Below are 7,577 nucleotides of genomic sequence, written 5' to 3'. Positions count from 1 at the left end.
CCGCAGTTTGGCCCTTCACTACAGGCTCGGTTTCGACCACCTTGCAAGTCACCTTCTGCGGCAGGCTCACATTCAGTGCCTCATCGCCGTAGTATTCGATCTTCACCATCATACCGTCTTGAAGGACGGGCGGCGATCACCCAGAATATCGGCAGGCAATGCGATTTGCTCATAGGTCTCGCTGTCCATGAATGTCAGCATATCGCCATCCTCGAACAGGAACTGCTGATCTTTCTGATCGAGCCGCACGCGCTCCACTTTGTCCGCCGAGCGGAAGCGCTCGTTCAGTTTCCTACCGTCACGCAGGTTCTTGAGTTCCACCTGAGCAAATGCGCCACCCTTGCCGGGTTTCACATGATCAACCTTTACAGCGCCCCAAAGGCCGCCTTCATGCGCCAGTACGTTGCCGGGGCGAATTTCGTTACCGTTGATTTTTGGCATGGGTGAAAGCGTCTCAGATTATTAACAAAGGTTGAATGACGTCGAACGCTGCCTATATCTTCGCAAAGGGCTGCTGGCAAGCTTAACTGTTCGGTCTCTTTTTTGGCGCGTTAGGTATGCATAAAATGCATGGCTGCCATTCCAAAAGAGAGCCCCCGAATCATGTCAGAACATGCATAAAGGCCCACACGCGGGAACTACAAGAGCAAAAAAAGGAAACATGATGCGAGATTTCGTCGACGGTACTGCCTTCAATAACGAGCAAGGCAACCGGGCCCGCAAGCTTTTTGCAGCAGTGGTATTGGCTGCATTGGACGATGCGATTGCGGATGACAAAAAATACGGCAACGGCCCAGAGCAGATCGCCCGTTGGGCGCGGTCACGTGATGGCCGTGAAGTGCTTTCATGCGCCGGTATCGACCCTAATGAACGGGTTGTCGGCGGACTGATGGATTTTGTCGGAAAGGGCGTGCGGACATCTGTCGCACTGTCACGTGAAGAAAGCGAACGCCGTAACGCGGCCGAGCAAGAAGCACGCGCTGCTTAATCAAACCAAAAAAGCTTTGCGCTAAAGACGCGGCCCCGAGGGCCGCGTTTTTTGTTTTTGAGCCCCGAAATAGGCCAATCTGGGGCGTGGTCGTGATAGAGTGGTCGTGATCGACAAACAAAATACCAAATGCTCCCCAAGATTGGGCCGCAGCTATGGCGGGCGACCGGCATTGCCCAATGATCGCCAACCAGAATCAGCTGAGCTAGCGTCGTCATCCTCTTTCCCCGCGCCGCATGCGCCCTTATGAAGTGAACGAAGGGGACAGCGATGACCAAAGCAATCATGATCCAAGGGGCCGGCTCCAATGTCGGCAAATCGATGCTGGTTGCAGGCATCGCGCGTGCCTGCGTCAGGCGCGGCATGTCAGTCGCTCCGTTCAAACCGCAGAACATGTCCAACAATGCTGCCGTGACGGCTGATGGGGGCGAGATCGGTCGCGCACAGGCATTGCAGGCAATGGCCTGCGGGCTGGCGCCGCTGGTCGATATGAACCCGGTTCTGTTGAAACCCGAATCCGAGATTGGCGCGCAGGTGATCGTTCAGGGCAAACGCTTTGCGACGATGAAAGCCCGCGACTATGGCAAGCAGAAATCCAAACTGATGCCCCCCGTTCTGGAAAGCTTTCGCCGCATTGGCACAGGCCGCGATCTGGTGATTGTCGAGGGGGCTGGTAGCCCCGCAGAGGTGAACCTGCGCGCAGGTGACATTGCAAACATGGGGTTTGCCTCCGCAGCCAACGTACCGGTCGTCCTTGTCGGTGATATCGACCGTGGTGGCGTCATCGCACAGCTTGTCGGGACACACGCCGTTCTGCCACCCGAGGATGAGGCGCTGATCAAAGGCTTTGCGATCAATAAATTTCGTGGTGATCCGACACTCTTTGCCGAAGGGATGGACATCATCGCGGCGCGGACAGATTGGGCACCTCTGGGGATCATCCCATGGTTTGCCGATGCATGGAAACTGCCCGCCGAAGACGTCATGGACATCACCAGTCGCAAGGGTGGCGCAATAAGGATTGCAGTGCCGCGCCTGAACCGAATCGCCAATTTTGACGACCTCGACCCGCTCACGGCGACGCCGGACGTTACCGTGGACATCATCGAAGCAGGTCGCCCCCTGCCCGGCGATGCCGATCTGGTGATTATCCCCGGTTCCAAATCAACGATCGCGGACCTTGCACATTTCAGAGCGCAGGGGTGGGATATTGATCTGAACGCACATGTACGACGCGGCGGGCATGTCTTGGGAATTTGCGGTGGCTACCAAATGCTCGGAACCGAGGTCATCGATGACCAAGGGATCGAAGGTCCGTCCTCACGGGTGGCCGGTCTGGGCCTGCTCGATGTCCGTACCGTTATGGTGCCACAGAAACGTCTGGCGCTTTCCAACGCGACCTATCTGCCGACAGGTGACGCGGTCGCTGGCTATGAGATCCACATCGGCGTTACGGAAGGACCGGATTGCGAGCGTGCCTGGCTGTCGCTGGATGGACGCCACGAGGGTGCCGCATCGGCGGGGGGTCGGATCATGGGCTGTTATCTGCACGGGCTTTTCGCCGCGGATACATTTCGCGCGGCATTTCTTGCCGCCATTGGCAAGCCTGTCACACACCACGACTATTCACAAAGCGTCGAAGACACGCTCGATGCGCTTGCAGATCATCTGGAAACGCATCTGGATATCGGGCAGCTGCTTAAGCTCGCAGGTTAGCCCTGCCCCATTTCACGGCTGGTCAGAACGCGGTTGATCTCGCGGCGTACCATCTTGCGGACATTGCGTGTGATCCGTTCTCCAAGTTCGCCACCAAGTTCCTCATGGACGATTTCCGCGACAAGGCTCCGCAGCGCCTGCTCGTCAAAACCTGCCAGCACAGAAGCCTCCAGCGCCTCTTTGGTACCGCGGTCAGTTCTGGCTTGGGCCGAAGGCTCTGTGACGTCGTGGTCAGTTGTTGCGTGTGGCGCATCTGCATCATCTGATTGCGCCAAGTGTACAAAAGTCGGTTGGACGTCAGCGCCTTGCAGCGAATCGACGGTAGAGGATGGAAAGGCACTCGCAGCCCAAGCTGCCTTGCCAAAGCTCTCACCTTCGTCGGCTTCCCAATCATCAAACTGTGCTGTGACAGCTGCCTCCAGCTCTGCGATCGTCGCTTCCAGTCCGGCTTTGTCATAGCTCTGCACGGCGGGCAGACCATTTTTGGTCGCAGGCCGCGGCGAGGATGCGGTGGCAGCATTCATTGATGTTTTTGCGATTTCTGCATCAGGCACACGCTGTTCAGGCGTCAGGATAAGGCGGTCCAGCAATATACGTGAACGGGTGCGTGGCGGCTCTTTGTGCGACACGAAATCACGCACCGAGGATACAAGTTCATCAATGTCATCAGTCTGCGCCATCTTGGACATCCTGTTCATCCTAAATTTGCATCAAGTCACGAGACTTTAGCGAACAGATATCACGCGAACAACTGCGCCATTAGTCTTTTCCGATAGCTTCCAGAACCCGATCCAGCGCAGCGCCCTGTTCCGACAGCAAAGTCGGCGCACCTTTCACCAGATTGTAATACTCTGCTGGGTCGTACTGCTGCACAGGCAGATTGAGGTGGTCCACCGTCAAAAGACCCATTGCAGACAGCAGTGCATAGGATGCGATGACTTCATCCGACTGGGCGGCAATGCGGTTCGCTTGAGCGTCCAGCAATTCCTGCTCGGCGTTCAACACATCAAGTGTGGTGCGCGATCCGAGTGTCGCTTCTTCCCGCACACCTTCAAATGCAACGCGTGCGGCGCTGATCTGCTGTTCCGACGCCTCACGCGAAGCGCGCGCCACTTGCAGCGCAGCAAAGGAATTTCCAACCTGCTGCTCGACCGATAACGTTATCAGATGCAACGCGGCCCGTGCCGCATCGCGGTTGGCCTGCACCTGTCGGAACTGGCTAAGGATCAGACCACCGCGATAGATCGGGCCGCCAACACTGACGCCGATCTGGGCGGACGTGTTGGATTCGTTATCCGTGCTCACAAAACCGTTCAAGGACACAGTAGGCCGCGTTGCCGCCTCGGCGCGCAAGATATTCAATTCGGCTGCCGTGACGGTGCGTTGAGCCTCCAGAATGGCCGGATGATTCCGGACAGCAAAAGCCTTGGCTTCATTCTGGCTGCGCGAAACAGGTGCTGCGCTGACGGTGCGCAGGCCGGATGGCACATTGCCTATGGCAACTCTGTATTCTTCCCCGGACTGAGCCAGATCACCTTCGGCCGCAGCCAAAAGACTGCGTGCGGCGGCAAGCCGCGCCTCGGCCAGAGCGACATCGGTGCGCGTCACTTCACCCACCTCAAAGCGATCTTGGGCTGCGCGGAATTCCTGCGTGATCAAGCGCACGTTGTTTTGGCGCAACTGCACAAATTCTGTGGCGCTGCGGACATTCATGTAAGCCTGAACACCGCGCAGCAGCACGTCCTGTTCAACCCCGCGCAAGGCTTGCCGTGTGCCAAGCACGACTTCTTTCTGTGCATCTATGCCAAGCTGGTTCACGCCGAAATCATATAGCGTCAGATCGCCGGTGATACGGGCCAGAGCGGAATCGGTCGTTCTGGTTATAGGCGTTTCCACCCGTGTCCGGCTTGCGGACAGCGACCAGTTGATCACAGGGAGCGTTGCCGCCACCGCCTGCGCCACGCCTTCGTCAGCGGCCCGCAAGAGTGCGCGGTTCTGCTCCAGCAACCCCGAATTATTGTAAGCCGAAGACAAAGCCTCGGCCAGCGTTTCCGCCTTGAGTGCCGGCGCCCCCACGAATGTCAGCACAGCGGCGACTGCGGCTAAACCCTTAAGCTTAATCATGCGAGACCTCTATTTGTTCTTAATATTCACGCGAAACCCCGCGCGATCAACTATTCTCTAAAGTGCAAACGCCGTCCGTTTTTCGAAACCAGCCAGAACCGGGGCGCTGGCATTAAAGGCAAAGCGCCAGTTCACGGCACCATCGGTCTTATGCCCGACCCGCACAACCCCCAGCGTTCCTTCCGAAAAGACTGCCGCAATCCTACCGCCTTCGCGTAGCTGATCAAGAAGGGCATCAGGCACTTGCTCTGCACCGCCTTGTAAAATGATGATATCGTAAGGGGCCGATTTCGCGGCTCCGTCCACCAACGGGCCAGACATCACAGCTGCGTTGTCCGCACCCTGCTCAGACAGAATGGACTGCGCCTCTTTTGCCCGCGCCTCGTCGTCTTCGACGGCGACGACGAAATCGCACATATGCGCCAGTACAGCGGTCGAATAGCCCAGTCCACACGCGATATCGAGGACGACGTGATGCGGCTGGATATCAAGCGCGTCAATCATCTTGGCCAGCGTGCGCGGTTCGAGCATCACGCGCCCGCCACCAATGTCGAGGTTGTCACCAACATAGGCCGCTTCGCGTTTTGCATCAGGCACAAACGCTTCGCGCGGCACGGCAAGCATGGCGTCAATAATCGGAAACTTCGTCACATCAGAAGGCCGCACCTGCGTGTCGACCATCGTTGTACGGCGGGAGGCATAGTCAGTCACGATCTAGACTCTTTCGTTCAGCGTGTTTGGATTGTGATGCCATAGATGGAGCAGGTCAGCAACATTGAACATCCAGAAAGGGTGCTGCGAAATGTAGGTGTGCAAACGGCAGAAAACAGTCTCTGTGCATTGCTTGAGGCGAGTACCGGACCCGCGACCATGCTGCTAAGTCATTGCTTAGACTAAACTATCGAGGGTGCATCCGGCAGGTGCGCCGCACTTCATGTCTCACTTGGGGGCCTTGCGTCCCAGTATCACCTCCTCCGGTAAAGCCCGCAATCAGAAATACGGCAGTGACAGGATATCACCAACGCCACATTGCGGCCCTTACACGAAACGCACGGGTGCCATTAAGGGGCGGTTTCGCCAGATGGTCCGTAGGTCGGGGGCTCCCCCGCCAAACCGGTGGGTGATGTGTGGTGTTGGGGTGGGAGTCGGGGCAGGCCCCGAGCTACGGGATGCTATCGGTTAAGTCCAAGCTCGAGCAACTGTTCATCAATGTTTTGTGTCGAAAGCCAAATAAGAAAGCCACGATCAACAACCGACAGTCTCTTGTTGGCCTGATCATAATCAAGGACAAAAGGCTTGATCTTCTTTTTCGACTGCAATGCAGGGATAGCAGCTAGGGCCTGAGTTACATTCCCAGCGTTTAAATCTTTTCCAGTTGGGTGAACTTCTTCAAGAGTTTCACGAATCTGTCGATATCCAATTCCCTTTTCCAAATCTGAAGTCTCCGCCGTTAGAATTGGATAAAGGAGCCACTTATACATCTCTAGTGTCGTATCTTGAAAACCCGAAGCGAAGCTTGTCAGGAAAGCTGAATACCGAGGGCCAGATTCTGCAACGACTTCGGAAATAAAGCTTTCAGCATTTCTATCCAGCTTCAGGGTGGCCAATTGATCTTCTGTCCGATGAACAGACGCCACTTTGCAAGCACGCAGACAGCTATCTTGCACGATGTATACACTTCCTAAGCTTTTTTGAATCAATTCAACTTTAAAGTCTTCTTCAAACCTAATGTTTAGGAGTTTCTCACCATCCTCAATAACTGTCCTAAGCTCCTCAGGTGTCCATTCATCAGCATCGACAGAAACCACCCGACCGCTCAGATCGCCGTTCAATAAGATTAATCTGTTTTCCTCTCTCCAAACAGCGACAACAATGAAGCAAATGTTGGAGCGTTCATGAACAGTCTTTAAAAAGAAGGCATATCCCTCTTGTGTGTCTTGAGGCAGATAATGGAAGTCTTCCAACACGATGTACTTGTCAAAGCCAATCGCCTCCAGTGCATTTACAAGATCGTTAGGATCACTAGGGTCCAACTCAATTGGTTGCATCAATTTAGAGGTTGTTATGCCCCGCTCGATATTTGCCTCTAATTCACTTTGTGTCTCAGCGAAGCCCAACGTTTTCAGTTTCGCAGAAACCTTAGCAATTATTTTTTGCTTGTTTTCTACAGTTCGCTGTTCAGAAATTTCTACCTTGAAACCCGCTTCCTTCAAAATGGCGTCAGCCAATTTTTCTAAGCCCCAACGATTTTGACATTGCACCAAAATATAGTCATCTTCATCTAGGCAGTGCTTTCGCAAGGATGTTTTTCCTTGCTTGGAACTTCCGTAAATTATCACGTGTTTGTCTAACGTAAGGTCATTGATTAACTTGCCATCTACGTTTTCCCGCACCACGTAATTTAGTGGGATATCGCGAGATACTCCGTAAACATCATCCGTTTTTTGCTTACTCACCCAATAACCCCCATAAACTCCCGCCATTCGCCTTTGCTCATCCCGGAGGTCTCTTGCGTGACCTCTTCACCCTTAAGCATACGGCGGACGCAGTTAATCGCCTTTGACGAGAGTGTGGCGCCGCCCATGCGGTAGTCCTCGAAGGCGCCGTAAGCGGCGGGCACCCAGTCGGCGACGACTTTGCAGATTTCCTCGGCGTAGACGCGGATTTCGTATTGGGATAACACCTGCAGGAAAACTCTTTTGAAACGCTTCCAATAAAGGAGACAATAATAATACGCCATGCTTTGCTG

At 54.8% G+C, this 7,577-nt stretch carries 6 protein-coding genes and 2 pseudogenes; 2 read left to right on the top strand and 6 right to left on the bottom strand.

Going from position 1 to position 7,577, the window contains the following annotated elements; genetic code table 11:
- Positions 1 to 441: pseudogene (locus tag R6T97_RS10635) on the bottom strand (elongation factor P); the annotation flags it as partial.
- A 223-nt stretch (positions 442 to 664) separates the two neighbouring features.
- On the opposite strand from R6T97_RS10635, the gene R6T97_RS10630 reads away from it, so the two are divergent.
- Both R6T97_RS10630 and R6T97_RS10625 read left to right on the top strand, forming a co-directional pair.
- The gene (locus tag R6T97_RS10630) at positions 665 to 988 is read left to right on the top strand and encodes a DUF6280 family protein (RefSeq protein ID WP_375254950.1); all 324 of its coding nucleotides are present in this window, start codon (positions 665 to 667) and stop codon (positions 986 to 988) included.
- A 270-nt stretch (positions 989 to 1,258) separates the two neighbouring features.
- Complete coding sequence (locus tag R6T97_RS10625) at positions 1,259 to 2,704, top strand: cobyric acid synthase (protein WP_410349270.1); 1,446 nt, start codon at positions 1,259 to 1,261, stop codon at positions 2,702 to 2,704.
- Here R6T97_RS10625 and R6T97_RS10620 read toward each other — a convergent pair.
- From R6T97_RS10620 to R6T97_RS10600, 5 genes and pseudogenes are all read right to left on the bottom strand, one after another.
- On the bottom strand, positions 2,701 to 3,384 hold the full coding sequence (locus R6T97_RS10620; RefSeq protein WP_410349269.1) for a hypothetical protein: 684 nt from the start codon (positions 3,382 to 3,384) through the stop codon (positions 2,701 to 2,703). The genes R6T97_RS10625 and R6T97_RS10620 overlap by 4 nt on opposite strands.
- 79 nt (positions 3,385 to 3,463) lie before the next feature.
- A complete protein-coding gene (locus R6T97_RS10615; protein ID WP_410349268.1) occupies positions 3,464 to 4,828 on the bottom strand; it encodes a TolC family outer membrane protein in 1,365 nt (454 codons plus the stop codon).
- A gap of 57 nt (positions 4,829 to 4,885) precedes the next feature.
- Positions 4,886 to 5,539 (bottom strand): protein-L-isoaspartate O-methyltransferase family protein, encoded by a 654-nt coding sequence (locus R6T97_RS10610; RefSeq protein WP_410349267.1) that lies wholly within the window; start codon positions 5,537 to 5,539, stop codon positions 4,886 to 4,888.
- A gap of 461 nt (positions 5,540 to 6,000) precedes the next feature.
- The gene (locus R6T97_RS10605) at positions 6,001 to 7,311 is read right to left on the bottom strand and encodes a hypothetical protein (RefSeq protein WP_410349266.1); all 1,311 of its coding nucleotides are present in this window, start codon (positions 7,309 to 7,311) and stop codon (positions 6,001 to 6,003) included.
- Positions 7,281 to 7,577 (bottom strand): annotated as a pseudogene (locus tag R6T97_RS10600) (thymidylate synthase (FAD)); the annotation flags it as partial. The gene R6T97_RS10605 and the pseudogene R6T97_RS10600, both read right to left, overlap by 31 nt.

The organism is Yoonia sp. (assembly GCF_046498525.1).
GTDB lineage: Bacteria > Pseudomonadota > Alphaproteobacteria > Rhodobacterales > Rhodobacteraceae > Yoonia.
Note: the sequence above shows the minus strand (reverse complement) of the source record. Positions and strands in the feature narration are given on the sequence as shown.